Annotated in this window: 13 protein-coding genes, 3 tRNA genes and 2 rRNA genes (1 of these 18 cut by a window edge); 5 read left to right on the top strand and 13 right to left on the bottom strand. The window is 55.1% G+C overall.

What is annotated here, in order from left to right; translation table 11 throughout:
- The 10 genes from DOP62_RS08695 to DOP62_RS08740 all read right to left on the bottom strand — a co-directional run.
- Nucleotides 1–592: ribosomal RNA gene (locus DOP62_RS08695) — 23S ribosomal RNA — on the bottom strand; it reaches 2,286 nt to the left of the window's first position.
- A 204-nt stretch (nt 593–796) separates the two neighbouring features.
- Nucleotides 797–872 (bottom strand) — tRNA-Ala (locus DOP62_RS08700).
- A gap of 33 nt (nt 873–905) precedes the next feature.
- Nucleotides 906–979 (bottom strand) — tRNA-Ile (locus DOP62_RS08705).
- 162 nt (nt 980–1,141) lie between these two features.
- Nucleotides 1,142–2,630: ribosomal RNA gene (locus DOP62_RS08710) — 16S ribosomal RNA — on the bottom strand.
- The 16S and 23S rRNA genes sit together here with 2 tRNA genes alongside, the layout of an rRNA operon.
- A gap of 274 nt (nt 2,631–2,904) precedes the next feature.
- Nucleotides 2,905–4,416 carry a site-2 protease family protein gene (locus DOP62_RS08715; protein ID WP_208675551.1) on the bottom strand — a complete coding sequence of 504 codons (1,512 nt, stop codon included), beginning with the start codon at nt 4,414–4,416 and terminating at the stop codon, nt 2,905–2,907.
- A 58-nt stretch (nt 4,417–4,474) separates the two neighbouring features.
- Nucleotides 4,475–5,401, bottom strand: coding sequence for an N-acetylmuramic acid 6-phosphate etherase (gene murQ / locus DOP62_RS08720; protein ID WP_208675550.1), 927 nt, complete (start codon nt 5,399–5,401; stop codon nt 4,475–4,477).
- Nucleotides 5,402–5,812, bottom strand: a complete 411-nt coding sequence (locus DOP62_RS08725) for a DUF3110 domain-containing protein (RefSeq protein ID WP_208675548.1) — start codon at nt 5,810–5,812, stop codon at nt 5,402–5,404.
- A 71-nt stretch (nt 5,813–5,883) separates the two neighbouring features.
- Nucleotides 5,884–6,768, bottom strand: coding sequence for a DnaJ C-terminal domain-containing protein (locus tag DOP62_RS08730; protein WP_208675546.1), 885 nt, complete (start codon nt 6,766–6,768; stop codon nt 5,884–5,886).
- Nucleotides 6,769–6,777: 9 nt separating this feature from the next.
- Nucleotides 6,778–9,024 carry a molecular chaperone DnaK gene (dnaK, locus tag DOP62_RS08735; protein WP_208675544.1) on the bottom strand — a complete coding sequence of 749 codons (2,247 nt, stop codon included), beginning with the start codon at nt 9,022–9,024 and terminating at the stop codon, nt 6,778–6,780.
- A 123-nt stretch (nt 9,025–9,147) separates the two neighbouring features.
- Nucleotides 9,148–9,234, bottom strand: a tRNA-Ser gene (locus DOP62_RS08740).
- A 92-nt stretch (nt 9,235–9,326) separates the two neighbouring features.
- On the opposite strand from DOP62_RS08740, the gene DOP62_RS08745 reads away from it, so the two are divergent.
- The 4 genes from DOP62_RS08745 (at nt 9,327) to DOP62_RS08760 (ending at nt 12,051) form a co-directional block, all read left to right on the top strand.
- On the top strand, nt 9,327–9,695 hold the full coding sequence (locus DOP62_RS08745) for a 2Fe-2S iron-sulfur cluster-binding protein (protein WP_208675543.1): 369 nt from the start codon (nt 9,327–9,329) through the stop codon (nt 9,693–9,695).
- Nucleotides 9,696–9,698: 3 nt separating this feature from the next.
- A complete protein-coding gene (locus tag DOP62_RS08750; RefSeq protein WP_208675542.1) occupies nt 9,699–10,520 on the top strand; it encodes an inositol monophosphatase family protein in 822 nt (273 codons plus the stop codon).
- A 115-nt stretch (nt 10,521–10,635) separates the two neighbouring features.
- On the top strand, nt 10,636–11,277 hold the full coding sequence (locus tag DOP62_RS08755; RefSeq protein WP_208675541.1) for a DUF3386 domain-containing protein: 642 nt from the start codon (nt 10,636–10,638) through the stop codon (nt 11,275–11,277).
- A 9-nt stretch (nt 11,278–11,286) separates the two neighbouring features.
- On the top strand, nt 11,287–12,051 hold the full coding sequence (locus DOP62_RS08760) for an SDR family oxidoreductase (RefSeq protein WP_208675540.1): 765 nt from the start codon (nt 11,287–11,289) through the stop codon (nt 12,049–12,051).
- A 7-nt stretch (nt 12,052–12,058) separates the two neighbouring features.
- Here DOP62_RS08760 and DOP62_RS08765 read toward each other — a convergent pair whose 3' ends face one another.
- Complete coding sequence (locus tag DOP62_RS08765) at nt 12,059–12,499, bottom strand: Rrf2 family transcriptional regulator (RefSeq protein ID WP_208675539.1); 441 nt, start codon at nt 12,497–12,499, stop codon at nt 12,059–12,061.
- Nucleotides 12,500–12,695: 196 nt separating this feature from the next.
- On the opposite strand from DOP62_RS08765, the gene DOP62_RS08770 reads away from it, so the two are divergent.
- Nucleotides 12,696–13,133 carry a YidH family protein gene (locus DOP62_RS08770; RefSeq protein ID WP_208675538.1) on the top strand — a complete coding sequence of 146 codons (438 nt, stop codon included), beginning with the start codon at nt 12,696–12,698 and terminating at the stop codon, nt 13,131–13,133.
- A gap of 93 nt (nt 13,134–13,226) precedes the next feature.
- Here DOP62_RS08770 and DOP62_RS08775 read toward each other — a convergent pair whose 3' ends face one another.
- Both DOP62_RS08775 and DOP62_RS08780 read right to left on the bottom strand, forming a co-directional pair.
- Nucleotides 13,227–13,736 (bottom strand): DUF3916 domain-containing protein, encoded by a 510-nt coding sequence (locus DOP62_RS08775; RefSeq protein WP_208675536.1) that lies wholly within the window; start codon nt 13,734–13,736, stop codon nt 13,227–13,229.
- A gap of 15 nt (nt 13,737–13,751) precedes the next feature.
- Nucleotides 13,752–15,272 (bottom strand): UbiD family decarboxylase, encoded by a 1,521-nt coding sequence (locus DOP62_RS08780; RefSeq protein ID WP_208675534.1) that lies wholly within the window; start codon nt 15,270–15,272, stop codon nt 13,752–13,754.
- Nucleotides 15,273–15,292 lie beyond the last annotated feature (20 nt).

Consider the following 15,292-nt stretch of genomic DNA (forward strand, 5'->3'; position numbering starts at 1 on the left):
CTTCAACAGGCACGCCGTCACCCGTTGAATCGGGCTCCGACTGCTTGTAAGCTCACGGTTTCATGTTCTATTTCACTCCCCTTCCGGGGTTCTTTTCACCTTTCCCTCGCGGTACTGGTTCACTATCGGTCACACAGGAGTATTTAGCCTTACGAGGTGGTCCTCGCGGATTCACACGGAATTTCACGTGCTCCGTGCTACTCGGGATTCAGCTAGGCTGCTTCAATTTTCGACTACAGGACTTTCACCTTCTCTGGTGCAGTTTTCAGCTGCTTCGTCTAACATTCACAGTCCACGTTGCTGTCCCACAACCCCAAACTCCGTGGAGTTTGGTTTAGGCTGGTCCCCGTTCGCTCGCCGCTACTGAGGGAATCACTTTTGTTTTCTCTTCCTCCGGCTACTAAGATGTTTCAATTCGCCGGGTTTGCTCGCGCCACCCTATGGATTCAGGTGGCCGTACATGGGGTTGCCCCATTCGGAAATCCTCGGATCAAAGCTTGCTTCCAGCTCCCCGAGGCGTATCGTCGGTAGCCACGTCCTTCTTCGCCTCTGTGTGCCTAGGTATCCACCGTAAGCCCTTCGTAGCTTGACCACTACTTCTTTCTGACTTCCATTTCTCTCACTTGACTCATCAAGTGATGATAAAGATGGTGTCTGTGATACCTACACTCTCATCTCTATGCAGTTTTCAAGGTTCTTGCTGAGTCTTTCAACTCAGCATTCCTAAATTCTCAACTTCAATAGAAGCTGAAAACCTAAGATGCTGAACTGATTTTTTGAATTTCAAGCAGTGTTTTGGTGGAGGTTAGCGGACTCGAACCGCTGACATCCTGCTTGCAAAGCAGGCGCTCTACCAACTGAGCTAAACCCCCACATCACTTCCTCACTTACATGAAAAAGCTAGGTGGGCCATCCTGGACTTGAACCAGGGACCTCACCCTTATCAGGGGTGCGCTCTAACCACCTGAGCTAATAGCCCACATCCTGCTCTTGACCCAAACAGTTTTGTCTGAGAAAAAACCCAGACTAGTTTAGAAGCCCTTGCTCGAAAGACTCGACCGACCTAGGTTGACCTCTGATACCGCTCTATCAAATATGAAGCTTTCGCTTCTCGCAGTTATCAGTAGGGTAGGTCTCCCTGAAAGGAGGTGATCCAGCCACACCTTCCGGTACGGCTACCTTGTTACGACTTCACCCCAGTCATCAGCCCTACCTTCGGCGCCCCCCTCCGCGAACGGTTAGGGTAACGACTTCGGGCATGGCCAACTTCCATGGTGTGACGGGCGGTGTGTACAAGGCCCGGGAACGTATTCACCGCAGTATGCTGACCTGCGATTACTAGCGATTCCGCCTTCATGCAGGCGAGTTGCAGCCTGCAATCTGAACTGAGCCCCGGTTTGGGAGATTTGCTTCACCTCGCGGCTTCGCGTCTCGCTGTCCGGAGCATTGTAGTACGTGTGTAGCCCAGGATGTAAGGGGCATGATGACTTGACGTCGTCCACACCTTCCTCCGGTTTGTCACCGGCAGTTTCTCTAGAGTGCCCAACTGAATGATGGCAACTAAAAACGTGGGTTGCGCTCGTTGCGGGACTTAACCCAACATCTCACGACACGAGCTGACGACAGCCATGCACCACCTGTCTCCCCGCTCCCGAAGGCACTCTCTCGTTTCCAAGAGATTCGGGGGATGTCAAACCCTGGTAAGGTTCTTCGCGTTGCATCGAATTAAACCACATACTCCACCGCTTGTGCGGGCCCCCGTCAATTCCTTTGAGTTTCACACTTGCGTGCGTACTCCCCAGGCGGAACACTTAACGCGTTGGCTACGGCACTGCGCGGGTCGATTCACGCAACACCTAGTGTTCATCGTTTACGGCTAGGACTACAGGGGTATCTAATCCCTTTCGCTCCCCTAGCTTTCGTCCATGAGCGTCAGTTATGGCCCAGTAGCGCGCTTTCGCCGCTGGTGTTCTTCCAGATATCTACGCATTTCACCGCTACACCTGGAATTCCCGCTACCCCTACCATACTCTAGTCAATCAGTTTCCATTGCCCTTATGAGGTTGAGCCCCACGCTTTGACAACAGACTTGATTAACCGCCTGCGGACGCTTTACGCCCAATAATTCCGGATAACGCTTGCCTCTCCCGTATTACCGCGGCTGCTGGCACGGAATTAGCCGAGGCTTATTCCTCAGGTACCGTCACTTTCTTCTTCCCTGAGAAAAGGGGTTTACAGTCCAAAAACCTTCCTCCCCCACGCGGCGTTGCTCCGTCAGGCTTGCGCCCATTGCGGAAAATTCCCCACTGCTGCCTCCCGTAGGAGTCTGGGCCGTGTCTCAGTCCCAGTGTGGCTGATCATCCTCTCAGACCAGCTACTGATCGTCGCCTTGGTAGGCTCTTACCCCACCAACTAGCTAATCAGACGCGAGCTCATCTACAGGCCATAAATGTTTCACCTCTCGGCACATCGGGTATTAGCAGTCGTTTCCAACTGTTGTCCCCGTCCTGTAGGCAGATTCTCACGCGTTACTCACCCGTCCGCCACTAGCTCCGAAGAGCTCGTTCGACTTGCATGTGTTAAGCACGCCGCCAGCGTTCATCCTGAGCCAGGATCAAACTCTCCATTTTGGTTGGACTCTTAATTTGAACTCTCACTCATTCGTAAGACTTCCAAGTCCGTAAGTTTTCCCGAACCCAGTTAACCGGATTCATCATTTTATTGACGAGTCCCTCAAGACTGGCTTCTAAACTATTCTCTTGTCTAGGTTCTTTCGCCGCTTTCGCTTCGCGTTTCCGCTCCGCTCTCACCGGCGCTTAATTAATCTACCTAAACCACCACCCACCGTCAACCCCTTTTCCAAAAGATTTTTTCCGAGAGGCTCGAAGGTAGATGGAGACTCGGTTAAAGCCCAATCGAGAGACGACCAGCGAGGCTAGGAGTCAGAGGAAGCAGCACAGCGATCGCTAGGAAGAGCAGTAGTAGGCAGATTGCTGCACGGGTATCGTCTGGCTCGGAGAGTTCTTCAGCAGAAGGTCGTTCTGGCTGCCGTTGAAACAGGAGAACCAGAATGCCCCAGTAGAAGGCAATGACATTTGTGAAAGCTGCGATCGCTAGGATCAGCAGGGAGAAGGTGCCGACACGTCCAGCAATCTTGCGCCCATAGACCGATTGAACCAGCCGTCCGCCGCTGAGCTGACCAATAGGGATGAGGTTAAGAGCGTTGATGACCAATCCTGTCCAACCAACAATTACGAGCGGATGAACTAGCAGCTGGGTTTGCTGGACAGTCGTTCCCAATACGGCCCTTGCCAAGAGACCTACAAGAACAGAGCCTTGAAGAACTTGGCTGGAAATCGGCCAGCCACCCCCACCTTGGCTCGTAAAGATTAGACCGAGGATCAGCGCTAGCAGGGAAAGACCACCACTAAACACAGGCCCCACGGCTGCAATATCAAACAGTTCCGTCCGGTTGCGCAGAATCGACTGCAATCGAAAATAAGCGCCATACCCTCCGAGTTCTGCTGAAGGCAAAAAGTAGGGCGGGCTGAGACGAGCTTGATAACGATCTGCCATCCAGCGATGGGCCAGTTCTCGTGATCCCAACAGAACCGCTAGGCCGATTGCTAGAGGCGCAGCTTCCTTCAGCCGTTCTGGCGCCAAGAGAATGTCGAAATTAGGATAGAGCTGCTCAGCACCCCGCACAAAACAGGTCCAAAGGGTAAAGCCAGCCAGCAGCACTGCTAGGAAATATTGAGCTGGCAAAACCTTTGGGGGTTCGCAAGCAGTACTAGGCAAGACGACAACCGCTGGGCGATCGCTGGGATCGTTAATCAAGAACAGTCGGTAGCGATCGTCGAGGCGCTCTTGCAACAACTGAGCCAAGCGGGGCTGCACAACGGTTGCTTCACCGCGCAGGTTGCCTTTGAAGATGGCGCCTTCTTGGTAGGGGATGGTTTCCGTTGCAAAAAAGGTATCTACCCCGAAGATGCCTTTGATTTGCTGAAGGTCATCAGCAGGGAGAGGATGCGGCTGACCATCACCTTCCAGAGTGTCAGCCTCTGAGTCAGGCGATCGATCGGGTGCCATCGCAGCATTACGAGCAGCCATCGCTGCCAAGCGATCGCGCAGCTGAGCTTGAACCTCAGGATCTTGGCTAAGTTGACGAATTTGTCGGCCGAGCAAGATGTAAACGACAGTCGTGCTCACCAACAAAACGAGCACAACAGTGAGACGTAAGTAGATGCCGAACAGCGAGAGGCCAAAAAAGATCAGCCAAGGGGAGACCAGCGCCAGTGACTGAAGACTCGCTAAGGTTCCTAATCGGCCGAGGCCACGCCGTCGCCAAAAGCCCCAGCCAATCAGTGCGATCGCGCCCACAAGCAGCAGGATCGGCGTGGCATTTTCGAGCGGCATGCAAGCTCTCCTAGGCAATAACAGTCCTAGTCCTGAGTCGACTAGGCTTTTGCCCAATCTACCGAAGTGCTGTGGCCGATGCAGTTAGGGCCGCGCGCAGCTGGCCTTGATGTTGATTAAGTAGGTCGGCAGCGCTTGCAGGATCTACGCCAGTCCAATGCTGCAGCAGAGCTTGTTTGACCGATCGCCCATTCGCCTCGAGCAATCTGGCAGCCTGCTGGCGATCGACTCCGAGGAGGTCTGACAAAATCCGTAGCGCCCGATCTTCTAACTTGCGATTGGTGACCGCGACATCGACCATGCGATTACCGTAGACCTTGCCGATTCGAACCATCGCTCCCGTTGAAATTTGGTTGAGCACCATCTTGGTGACAGTGCCCGCTTTAAGGCGGGTTGAGCCTGAAAGTAACTCGGGGCCAACAGGAACGCGAATATCAACATCGACGGCGATCGCTACTTGATCAGCAGGGACACAAGCGAGAAAGCCTGTCTTGGCACCGGCTGCCCGAGCAGCTGCTAACGCTCCATGGACATAGGGCGTTGTACCGCCTGCCGTGATCCCCACGATGAAATCACGAGGGCCAATCTGGTGTTCTGCGATCGCGGCTGCACCATCTTCTGCTCGATCTTCTAACCCTTCGGAACTGCGAAACATGGCAGCAGGGCCGCCGGCCAAAATGCCTTGGACTTGTTCGGGATCACTGCAAAACGTCGGCGGACATTCGGCGGCATCCAAGACGCCTAGACGCCCACTGGTGCCAGCCCCGATGTAGAACAGTCGTCCCCCAAGGGCGATCGCTTGTGCTGCGTATTCAATGGCTGCTGCGATCGCTTCACGAGCCTGAGCAACAGCTGTCAAGCAGTACTGATCTTCGCGGGTGAATAGATCAACGAATTCAAGCGGCGACAACTGATCGAGATTTTGACTCGCTGGATTGGCCTGCTCTGTCAGTAGATGGCCGCGATCGCTCAGGGATGGATCCATTTACAGCAAGCCTTCTAGACGGCGACGCAATGCTTCGAGATCGCTAGCGGGCAAAGAGTCCGCTTCTTCATCCGCAATATCTGCCGGACGACCGTCCTCAGACCAATCGGTTTCCTCTCGATTCAGTTCGGGCGGCGCTAGCAGCAGACGCTCAAAGTCATTGCTAGGCCGGAAATCGCGGGGGATTAGCTGCGGCTGGTAAGGCGAGTCTTGGCAAAAAGCTTCGACTTCTTCGCGATCGATCGCTTCCACTGACGGGGCCTGAAAGTCCTGCGCTTCGAGCAGCATCGCGTAGCGCTGGGCGTCGTCTTCGTCTTCAAACATCAGGATGATGTTGTCATCCCCGATCGACAGCGAGTGGATCCCTTCGTTATCCGTGCCCGCGTTGTAGAGCAGAACGTAGACTTTCATCGGCGCCTGTGATCGCTGGCACCATCTTATTACCCTGATCCCGCAATCTCATGGGGCAGGGTTGCAGAGCTTTAACGGGCTTGCTCGAGCGATCGCAACTGCTCATACAGCTTGCGTTCTTCAGGGCTGAGGCGGGTCGGCAGTTGGAGCTGAATCACCACAATTTGATCGCCGCGATCGCCACTGGACTTGCTGTAGCCTTTGCCGGCCAAGCGCAGGCGTTGTCCCGATCGCAAAGAGGCGGGCAACTTCATTTGGACTGGGCCGTCCAGAGTGGGAACGGCTACCTGACCACCGAGCACCGCCGTGGCTGGACTGACATTCAAGGTGTAGATCACGTCTGCACCTTGGATCTGGAAGTCTGACGCTTGCAATTGCACCCGCAGCAGTAAATCACCCCCTTGGATCCCCTGACCACGCAGACGCAGATACTCACCGGCTTGAATTCCAGCTGGAATATCCACTTCTAGCTGGCGGCCATCGTCTAGCTTGAGCAGTGCAGAGCCACCCTGTAGCGCCGTCTTGGGATCAACTTCCAGCGATCGCTCAAGATCCCGCGACAGAGCTGATGCAGTCGCAGCCGAGCGGCGGGCTGAACGGCGAGGCGATCGCTCAACAGTGCGACGACCCAATAATTCATCGACAAAAATGTCGAAGTCAGGGAAATCGCCGTAGTCATCGCTGCTTTCAGCTTCGGTAAAGCCTTGCTGTTGCCAGTAGCGGCTAAAGCGCTGATATTCGGCGCGGCGATCGGGATCCGAGAGGATCTCGTAGGCTTCGCTGATTTGCTTGAATCGCTCTTCAGCTTGGCGATCGCCTGGATTGAGATCGGGATGGCATTGACGAGCCAAACGACGAAATGCAGCTTTAATGTCTGCCTGATTCGCTGTCTGGGGAATCCCGAGCAGGGCGTAATAGTCGCGAAAATTTTGCATGGGTGGTGCTGATCGGGTCATCGCTGCCCTCTAGAACCACTCATCATCGTCATCATCCCAGCCGTCATTCCAGCGACGCCCGCTAGCTGGCTTAGCCGGTGGTTGACTGCGATCGCGCCGTGGCGGTTGTTCTTCTTCCCAAGTCGGTCGGCCGCGCCGTGGAGCAGGTTCCGGACGGACAGATCCATTGCCGCCATTGCGATCGCGCACTGGTTCACGGCGGCCAGCCGAGGTTTGTTCTTCCACCCAGCGCTCACCTCGATAGGGATCGCTGACGGGGCTGCGGCGATCGTCGTAACCGTAGCTGGGGGTACTGCGACGGCTACGATCCCATGGATCCGCATCCCAGCGATCGCCACCGCGATCATCCCAACTGCGCTCAAAATCGCGATCGCCATCCCCTCGCAGGCTGGCAAAGGTCTGCTTCAACGGTTCAAAGAAGCCTTCGCCTTCTTCATCACGCAGCCGAGCAGCTGTTTCTTGATTGAGGTCGAACAGTGCATCCTGCAATTCAGCTAAGGCTAAATCCAAACCGCGATCGTCTTGGCGTTCAAGGTAGTCCTTCAACTCGCGAATCGTACTTTCAATCCGGCGCCGCTTTGATTCCGCAAAGTAGAGGCCAAAGTCGAGGGAAATTTCCCGCAGGCGACGCTCCGATTGAGCGATTAGGGTTTGGGCACGATTACGCTTCTCAATCCGCGCTTTCAGTTGCCGATCTTGCTGGGCATAGAGTTCGGCATCCTTCATCATCCGCTTCACTTCTTCTTGTGACAGCGTGGATGCACCTTGAATGGTGACGGTTTGCTCCCGTCCGGTCGTCTTATCGAGCGCCGAGACTTGGAGGATGCCATTGGCATCGATGTCAAACGACACCTGCACCTGCGGCACCCCGCGTGGCGCCGGCGGAATACCCGTTAGCTTGAAGCGGCCAAGGGACTTATTGCCATCTGCCAGCTGGCGTTCGCCTTGGAGGATGTGAATTTCTACCATCGTCTGATTATTTTCAGCCGTGGAGAAAATGTCCGATCGCCGCACAGGAATGGCCGTATTGCGCGGGATTAGCTTCTTCATCACGCCGCCGATTGTTTCTAGCCCCAGCGACAGCGGCGTCACATCTAGCAGCAGGATGTCCTTGACTTCGCCAGCCAAAATACCGGCTTGGATCGCTGCCCCGATCGCGACGACTTCGTCGGGATTGACGTTCTGATTTGGCTCACGACCAATCAGCGATCGCACCAACTGCTGCACCATCGGCATGCGAGTTGAGCCACCCACCAGCACCACTTCATCGATGTCCTGGGGTTGCAAGCGCGCATCCTTCAAGGCCCGACGCAGCGGCCGCATCATGCGCTCCAGCAGGTCTTCGCAGAGCGCTTCAAATTCCGATCGCGTCAGTCGCGTTTCCAAATGCTTCGGTTCATCTTCTGTGGCAGTGATGAACGGCAGGTTGATATCGGTGACGCTGACGCCCGATAGCTCAATCTTGGCTTTCTCCGCTGCCTCAATCAGACGCTGCAGCGCTTGGCGATCGCGCCGCAGGTCAATCCCTTCTACTTCGAGGAACTGCTCAGCCAGCCAATCAACAATGCGGCGATCGAAGTCATTGCCACCGAGCTGGGTGTCGCCACTGGTGGCTTTGACCTCAAATACCCCGTTGCCAACCTTCAGCACCGACACGTCAAAAGTGCCGCCGCCCAAGTCGAAGACCAGAATGGTTTGGTTATCGCGGCGATCGAGTCCATAGGCCAGCGAAGCTGCCGTCGGTTCATTGAGAATCCGCTTAACTTCCAGCCCCGCAATCCGACCGGCATCCCGTGTCGCTTGGCGCTGGGAGTCATTGAAGTAAGCCGGCACCGTAATCACTGCACCCGTGACCGGCTCACCGAGATAGCGGCTGGCTTCTTCCGCCAGCTTGCGCAGAATCATTGCCGCTACTTCTTCCGGCGCAAATTCACGGCTGAGCTGGGGGCAAACAATCCGCACGTTGCCCTCCGGATCACGGCGCACCGTGTAGGGCACCCGTTTTGATTCGTCGGTCAGCTCATCGTAACGACGACCGATAAACCGCTTGATATTGGCAAAGGTATTGCGCGGATTGAGCACCAACTGACGGCGCGCTAACTCGCCCACCAAGCGCTCGCCGGTTTTGCTAACTCCCACTACAGAGGGGGTAGTTCGCACACCCTCAGCATTGGCGATCACCATCGGCTTGCCGCCTTCCATTACGGCAATAACGGAGTTCGTCGTTCCGAGGTCAATGCCTACGACTCGTCCCATGCTGTCTCAAACTAGGGTGGGGGCACGCCTTTCAAGCCAGTGGCCGAAAATGGCTGACCCATTCTAGCTTGCGGCCCTCCGCTCCTTGATAGGGAGATGAAGCACTGTCGATTTTGATGAAAACGGAGAGAGAGGGATTCGAACCCTCGTTAGAGTTACCCCTAAACAGCATTTCCAGTGCTGCGCCTTCAACCGCTCGGCCATCTCTCCAGGGGGCAAGAACTATTTAGTTGTCTCGCACAGACTTGATATCGTAGCAGAGAACTTCGGTCAAAACAGCAGTTGGCTGCCGGGAACTCTGCATGAGCGACACCTACACCGTCCGCATTCGCGATCGCCGTACCGATGAGGAGTTTACGGTGCAGGTTCCGCCCGATCGCTACATCCTGCAAACCGCCGAAGAACAGGGCTATGAATTGCCTTTTTCTTGCCGCAATGGGGCTTGTACAGCCTGTGCCGTGCGCGTTCTCGGTGGAGCGATCGAGCAAACCGAGGCAATGGGTCTGTCAGCACCGTTGCGTCAACACGGCTATGCCCTGCTCTGCGTCAGCTATCCGCGATCGGATGTGATTGTGGAAACCCAAGACGAAGACGAAGTCTACATGCTGCAGTTTGGTCGGTACTTTGGCCAAGGCAAAGTCAGCTTTGGTTTGCCCTTGGACGAGGAATAAGCAGTGGCAGCAATCAGCGATCGCCAGCTCCAGATTTGGTTGGATGTGGCGACAGAAGCGGCCTTGGCAGCAGGGGCTGAACTCGATCGCTTTTGGGGTCGGTTGACGCAGATCGAAGAGAAAGGACGCCCCGGCGACCTCCTAACAGAAGCTGATCGCGCAGCAGAAGCAGCAGTTCTTAGCGTTTTGGAACGTCATTGCCCTGAGCATGCCGTCCTTGCTGAGGAATCTGGTTGGTTAGGCGATCGCCAGCAGGAGTTTGCTTGGGCAGTCGATCCGTTGGATGGCACGACGAATTACGCCCACGGCTATCCCTTCTGCGGAACCTCGATCGCGCTGCTCTATCAAAATCAGCCGATCATCGGTGTCTTCTATGCGCCTTACCTAAAAGAGTTATTCCGCGCTGCTCAGGGATTGGGCGCCACCCTGAATCGGCAACCAATTCGTGTTTCCAAAGCTGAGACCTTGGCGAAATCTCTGCTCGTGACGGGTTTTGCCTATGATCGCTGCGAAGTTGAGGACAACAACTACGCCGAATTCTGTCGCCTGACCCATGTCACCCAAGGCGTACGGCGAGGCGGATCGGCAGCCTTGGATTTGTCCTATGTGGCCTGCGGGCGTTTGGATGGCTATTGGGAGCGCGGCCTCTCGCCCTGGGATCTGGCAGCGGGTGTAGTGCTAGTGCAGGAAGCAGGCGGACTCGTCACAGCCTACGATCGCAGCCCCTTTGACATTGCCAGTGGTCGAATTTTGGCCACGAATGGTCAGATTCACGCGGAGCTGAGCGAGACACTGTTGCAGATCAAACCGCTGCAATCGTTTTAATCACTGCAAGTATCAGCTTGGATGACAGCCAGCGATCGCTCTTTTCCTCACTCATCACAACCGGCGATCGCTACGCTAGGAAGAGTTTCGATCGCATCCATTTAGAGGCGTTGACATGGTCGCTGCTCAGCTTTCGGCACGGGAACTGTTCCGCGCTGCCTACGAAAATCGCTACACCTGGGATGCCAATTTTCCCGGCTATCGCGCCAACGTTACCTACAGCGATGGCAACCAGTCTTGGGAAGGCAGTGTGGAAGTCAGCGCTGACCTCAAGCCCAGCATCTCGGGCATTGAGGAGCCGGAAGTGGTCAAACTGATCCATGGTCAGCTGTTTGAAGTCGCCATTCACCGCGTCCGTCGGGGCTTTGAAGATACCCACGGCAAAAATGAGTTTGAATTCGGCAACAGCGATAACGACGGCACCGTTGAAATTCTGGTCAACGGCAAATCTGCTGGCGATCGCTACAAAGTGCGGGATAACGAAGTCGTGCTGGTCCATCGCCACATTCACGGCGTGGTCGTGACGATCAACACCTTCAGTACCCACAAAAGCGCCGAGGGCTACCTCTCGCATCGCTACGACTCGGTCTACCATGACCCGACGACTGGCGAGCAAAAAGGCGATCACAGTGAATTTGAAGACGAATACGTCACCGTTGGCGGCTATCAGTTGCTGAGTGCTCGCACGATTCGTTCGGCTTCAGGCACGATCAGCTTCCGCTTCAGCAATCTGGAATTGCTCACTCCCGCCGCGTAACAACGACTGATGACGGCTGCTTTTCAACCCCGATTTGCCTTCATTCAAGGGGCCAGTCGGGGCATTGGTCTCGCCTTAGTCGAGAATTTGCTGGCGCAACCGCAGATCGAGTGCGTCTTGGCGAGCAGCCGTCAGCCTGCCGAAAGTTCAGGGTTACAAGCTCTGCGGCAGCAGTATGGCGATCGCCTCCAGCTGATTCCTCTCGATTTAGCCGATGATCAGGCAATCGCGGCAGCAGCAGAGAAGGCGATCGCGATTGTGCCGCGCCTCGATTTGCTGGTGAATGCGTCGGGCTTTTTGCATGGCAACGGTCTTGGCCCCGAAAAACGGCTGGCACAGGTCAGTCGTGAGTTGTTGCTGCAGACCTTTACGACTAATACCTTTGGCCCAATCCTGATGGCGCAAGCCTTGGAGCCGCTGTTTAAGCACAAGGATCTGGCAGTCTTGGCGAACATTTCGGCGCGAGTCGGCAGCATCGGCGACAACCAACTAGGCGGCTGGTACAGCTATCGCGCCTCGAAATCTGCGCTGAACATGCTGACGCGTACCTTGGCGCTGGAATGGCAGCGACGCCATCCGAATGCGATCGTGGTTGCACTCCATCCGGGCACGACCGCCACTGATCTGTCAGCCCCCTTTCAAGCCAACGTTCCACCCGAAAAACTGTTCAGCCCCGATCGCACCGTACGTCAGCTGTTGGCTGTGATCAGCGGATTGACTCCGGCAGACAGCGGTAACTTTTTCGCCTGGGATGGCAGCCCAATTCCTTGGTAGCGATCGCCTAGATCACAATTTCGATTTCGTTGCCTTGGGCGGCCTGCCAACTACGGGCGTCGTAGTAGAGATCTGCGAGGCTGACTTGCCGTAAAGTCGCCTGCCATTGAGCATCCAAGCGCTGCCAAATCGCCCGCGACACCCAATCAGCCGCTTCTTCGGGAGCCAAAGGTTGGCGATCGCGATCGCTCAATTCACCAACAGCGGCCAGAATATCCGCCAGTGAAATTTTGGCAGCGGGTCGGGCTAGTTGATAGCCGCCACGCCGTCCCTTAGTCGCCGTCACTAGTCCAGCTTTGCAAAGCTCCACCAGCAGTTTTTCCAGCAGAGCTGGTGAAATATTTTGACGCTGAGCGATCGCCCGCATCGACACCGGCTCATCCTCCGATTGCAGGCAGAGATCGATCAGTGCCTTGAGGCTGTAGTGAGCGCGAACAGTCAATTTCATATCTTTAGGAGCTATATCATGCTTACTTACTGAAATGACCCAGACTGAGAAAATGCTGGCTTATGCCAGTAAGATAAACGGGAAAATCTGAGTCACTTGACTGAGCCAATCAATCAAAAACATCCCAGAAAAAACGTGGATCTTTTTAGATAATGGGCTAGTTTAGCTTCAGTCTCATATTGGTATTCAACTTTTTATGGTTTCATCTTCTTCCACGAAAACTAATCAGGATAAGGTCAGCGAGTCTTCTGCCCAGCCTCAAAATCCCAATCGGATTCGTGATCATCTTGCCAATGAACGCACCTACCTTGCTTGGATGCGAAGTGCCATTTCCTTGATGGGCTTTGGTATGCTCATTGTCCGACTCAGGATCTTGCGACCTCCCATTGCACCCCAAGCTCCAGGTAGCGCTTGGAAGCTAGGCTTAGCTTTCTCCATCGTTGGCTTACTGATGGTATTGCTATCAACACAACATTATTTTGGGGTGAGAGATGATATTGAACTCGATACCTATAATCCGCCTGATCGCTGGGTAATTCTCTCCAGTATTACGATCTTAATCCTCGGAATTGGTGTGATTTACTATATTTTTTCAGCGCCATTAGATACTCTAAATATGGTCATTTTTGAGTAGTAATAGCTGCCCTTAATGCAATAATCTAAGCCTTAAATAACTGTAGCTTTTATGACTGAGCAGCTACAGACCTAAGTCTTCTACTTATCTGAGTTAGGGCTGAAGCGGTTGACCAATCACCCACCATTCAATCGGCCCACGCTGATCTGGTTGTGTCACATCAAAACCACGCTCCACCCAGCCAGATGGCAGTTGTAGTCCATAGTCATGCGCCAGCGATCGCGGTGCGAGGGCATGGCGATCGCCGTAGAAGCTGCGGTAGTAGTCACGGCTGTAGAACAGCGTCACCTCGCTGTAGAACAGAGCCGGCCACTCAATCAGGCAGGCAACATGACAGTCAGCATCGGCAGACTGAGCTTGGGTGGCGAGGTTGGTGGCTGCCTGAATCAACGCCTGTAAACAGTGCGCCTGCAAGCGACGACTAGGATGATTGGCGAGGGAACTAATCACCGGTAACTTCCAGTTCCAAAAGCCACTATCGCCACAATCCTTAGGACTGGGCAGCGCCAGCGTTGCAAAGCGATCGGCCCAGCGATCCAGCGATCGCAGCCGTCGAGGAATGCCCCGCAATTTGCGCCGCTGAGCAAAATTTAGTTGTCGCATGGACTCCTGCCAGTTCTAGGAGCGAATCGGCGGCATTTCGTAGCCGAAGCGATTGGGATCAACTTCGTCCAGCTTCAGATCAGCCAGACCGTATTCCGCCCAGCGCTGCGTGACTTGCTCTGCGATCGCCGGATCTGATCGCAAGGGTTCACCCCACTGGTGATCCGTTTCAGGGTAAACCTTGGTTGTGGCGTCGATCCCCATGCGGCTACCGAGCCCCAGCTTCGGACTGGCAAAGTCGAGGGTGTCGAAGGGCGTTTCCGGCAGGATGAAAACGTCACGCTCTGGATCAACTTTGGAGGTCACTGCCCAAATCACTTGGCGCGGATCGCGGATGTTGATCTCGCGATCGACGACGATCACAAACTTCGTGTAGGTGAACTGCGGTAGTGCACTCCAGAATGCCAGAGCAGCGCGGCGAGCTTGCCCTGGATAGGCTTTGTCGATGCTAATCACCGCCGCCTTATAGCTCAAAGCTTCCATCGGTAGGAAGAAATCGACGATTTCTGGCACTTGCTGGCGCAGGATCGGCGTGTAGATGCGATTCAACGCGATCGCCATCATCGCCTCTTCCTTGGGCGGGCGACCGCTGAAGGTCGTCAGATAGATCGGGTCGCGCCGGTGGGTCAAGCAGTGGAAGCGCACCAGCGGCGAATCTTCGACCACACCGTAGTAGCCCATGTGATCGCCAAAAGGCCCGTCCGGCAGTACTTCCCCTGGGTTAATCGTGCCTTCCAGAACAATTTCAGAATCCGCTGGCACTTCCAGATCGACGGTTTTGCACTTGGCCAAATGGACGCCGCTGCCGCCGTAGAGCCCGGCGAATAGCCATTCCGACAGATCCACAGGGATCGGTGTTGCTGCCGCCATCAGGATTAGTGGATCCACCCCAAGCGCGATCGCAACTTCTAACTTTTGGCCGCGCTCCGCTGCTTTGCGCAGGTGCCGTGCCCCACCCCGCACCGACAGCCAATGCACAGTCATTGTGTTGACTGACTGCTGCTGGAGCCGGTAGACGCCCACGTTCGGTGTCCCCGTCTCAGGATCCTTCGTGATCACCAAGCCAAGAGTGATGATTTTGCCCGCATCACCGGGATAGGGCCGAATCATCGGAATGCGATCGAGGTTGACCTCATCCCCCTTCAGCACGACTTGATGGCAGGGCGGCAATAGATCTCGCTGGGGTTTGGCACGCACCAAGCTGAAGAGCACTTTGCCAAATTCCACCGCCTGCGAAATTTTCTTCGGTGGCTTCGGTTGCTGGAGCATGCCGAGCTTGCGACCCAAGTCTTCGAGCTGCTGGGGCTGCTCCAAGTTCATTGCCCAGCAAACCCGCTCCACCGTGCCCAGTAAATTGACCGCCACAGGCCAATCCGTGCCTTTGACGTTTTCGAACAGCAGTGCTGGCCCGCCCGCTGCCAAGAGACGATTGGAAATTTCAGCAATTTCCAAGTCAGAGTCGACCGGCGCTGTAATCCGGCGTAGCTGGCCACGTTCTTCAAGCAACTTGAGAAATCCGCGTAAATCTCTCGGCATATCAAGTCCTGGGCATCTCT

This window comes from Synechococcus elongatus PCC 11801 (assembly GCF_003846445.2).
Taxonomy (GTDB): domain Bacteria; phylum Cyanobacteriota; class Cyanobacteriia; order Synechococcales; family Synechococcaceae; genus Synechococcus; species Synechococcus elongatus_A.